Origin of the sequence: Luedemannella flava, assembly GCF_039528515.1 — a bacterium.
GTDB lineage: Bacteria > Actinomycetota > Actinomycetes > Mycobacteriales > Micromonosporaceae > Luedemannella > Luedemannella flava.
The window spans coordinates 1-1,893 of the sequence record NZ_BAAALT010000345.1 but is presented as its reverse complement, the minus strand read 5'-3'; the positions used below and the strand labels follow the sequence as shown (position 1 = coordinate 1,893).

At 72.9% G+C, this 1,893-nt stretch carries 2 protein-coding genes and 1 pseudogene; all 3 read left to right on the top strand.

Annotated elements, in window-relative coordinates:
- Positions 1 to 238 (top strand): annotated as a pseudogene (locus tag ABD211_RS33180) (hypothetical protein); the annotation flags it as partial.
- A 20-nt stretch (positions 239 to 258) separates the two neighbouring features.
- On the top strand, positions 259 to 1,542 hold the full coding sequence (locus ABD211_RS33175; protein WP_344140496.1) for an acyl-CoA thioesterase/bile acid-CoA:amino acid N-acyltransferase family protein: 1,284 nt from the start codon (positions 259 to 261) through the stop codon (positions 1,540 to 1,542).
- Positions 1,543 to 1,559: 17 nt separating this feature from the next.
- The coding region (locus ABD211_RS33170) for a hypothetical protein (RefSeq protein WP_344140494.1) at positions 1,560 to 1,893 on the top strand (334 nt) is incomplete at its 3' end.

Below are 1,893 nucleotides of genomic sequence, written 5' to 3'. Positions count from 1 at the left end.
GGCCAACGCGCGCGTCGTCCACGCCCTGCTCGCGGGCGAACGCGGCCCGGTGCGCGACGCGGTGCTGCTCAACGCGGCCGCCGCGGTGGTCGCCGCGACGCCGGCGACCTCGGCACCGATCGAGGAGTTGGACAAAGCCCTCGTACGCTGCGCCGACGCCGTCGACTCGGGTGCCGCCGCCCGCACGTTGACCGCGTGGCGGGAAGCGGCTTGCCGGTTCGCAGTAGCCTCGGGGTAGGCATCGAATCGGGGGAATCCATGCTGGTACGCGATCGCGTCGGCCTGCTCGCCGTCGCCCTGGTTGTCGGGCTCGCCGGCTGCTCCACTCAGGACACGACGGCCACGATCGAGGTGGACACCCCCGTCGCGCTGGCCGACCAGGCGGTCCACATCCGGGTGACGGGTTTGCGCCCCGGTGGGACCGTCACCGTCGGTTCCCGGGCCACTGACTACCAGGGCGCGGTCTGGCGCGGTGAGGCGACCTTCACGGCGGACGACAGCGGTGTCGTCGATCTGGAGCGGGCCTGGCCGGTGTCCGGCTCCTACCAGGACGCGGACGGCATGGGCCTGTTCTGGTCGATGCGTCCACCGACCGGCGATCCGGATGCCACCTGGTTCTCTCCCCGTCTGCCGGCGGAGGCCGGCTCGTTCGAGGTCGGGCTGTCGGTCACGGTGGCCGGCCGGGAGGTGGCCGCCCGGACGCTGACGCGCGAATGGATGGCTGCCGGGGTGACGCGCCGGACGCTGAGCCTCGGCACGGACGGGGTGGTCGGCGAGCTGTACCTGCCCCCTGCCGGTGCGGTCCGGCGGCCCGGTTACCTCACCTTCGGCGGGTCCGGCGGCGGCATGGGCAACGTATTCGAGGCGGCGCTGCTCGCCTCGCACGGGCACCCGACGCTGACCCTCGCCTACTTCGGGCTGCCGGGCCTGCCGGCGACGTTGCGCGACATCCCCCTGGAATACTTCGCGACGGCGGCGCGCCTGCTGGCCGCGCAGCCGCAGGTCGACCGGGGCGCCGTCGTGGTCTCCGGCTATTCGCGCGGCAGCGAGGCGGCGCTGCTGCTCGCCAACGACCATCCTGACCTCATCCGCGGCACGGTCCTGTACGCCCCGAATGACAAGGTCGAGTCGAGCTTCCCTGCCGGAGGCGACGCGTGGACCAGGGGCGGCAAGCCGCTCAAGGAGGGGACCGACATTCCCGTCGACCGGGTCGCCGGCCCGGTCCTGGCCATCGCCGGTAGCCGCGACAGGGTCTGGTACTCCGACCCCGCCGCGCGAGAGATCATGCGACGTCTCGACGCGGTGCCCGGCGCCCTCGCCCACCACCTGTTGACCTACCCCGAGGCCGGCCATGGCGTCGGCACCCTCCCCTACCTGCCGTCCGGCGTCCGGATGGTCCACCCGGTGACCCAGGAGATCCTGGAGATGGGCGGCACCCGGGCTGCGGACGAGGCCGCGCGACGCGACTCCTGGCCGCTGGTCCTGAAATTCCTGGCCGCTATCGCCGGCACGGTGGCGGGCGCGACCCACACTGGAAGGTGACAACGGGAGGTCTGAACATGAGCGAGCAGTCGGAGCGGTGGTCCGAGGTCGGCGCGCAGATGGAGGCGCTGGCGCAGAAGGTGAAGCTGCACTTCGAGCAGTCGGGCGGCCGCGCTGAGGAGGCGCAGGACGTCCTGCAGAAGGTGCGCAACGCGGTCGGCGACGCGTTCGAGGCGAGCGGCAACGCCGTGCGCGACGACGCCGTGCGCAACGACGTGAAGGAGACCGGCCGGTTGTTCGTCGAGGCGCTGTCGGCCACGTTCGCGAAGGTCTCCGACGCGCTCAAGGAGCTCGCCGAGGCCATGCGCGAGCGCGCGCGGCCCGCCGACCAGCCCGACGAGCCGGCCGCCG

What these genes read in the sequence shown, in the direction of transcription:
- ABD211_RS33175 (WP_344140496.1), top strand. Translation starts at nt 259, where the DNA reads ATGCTGGTACGCGATCGCGTCGGCCTGCTCGCCGTCGCCCTGGTTGTC.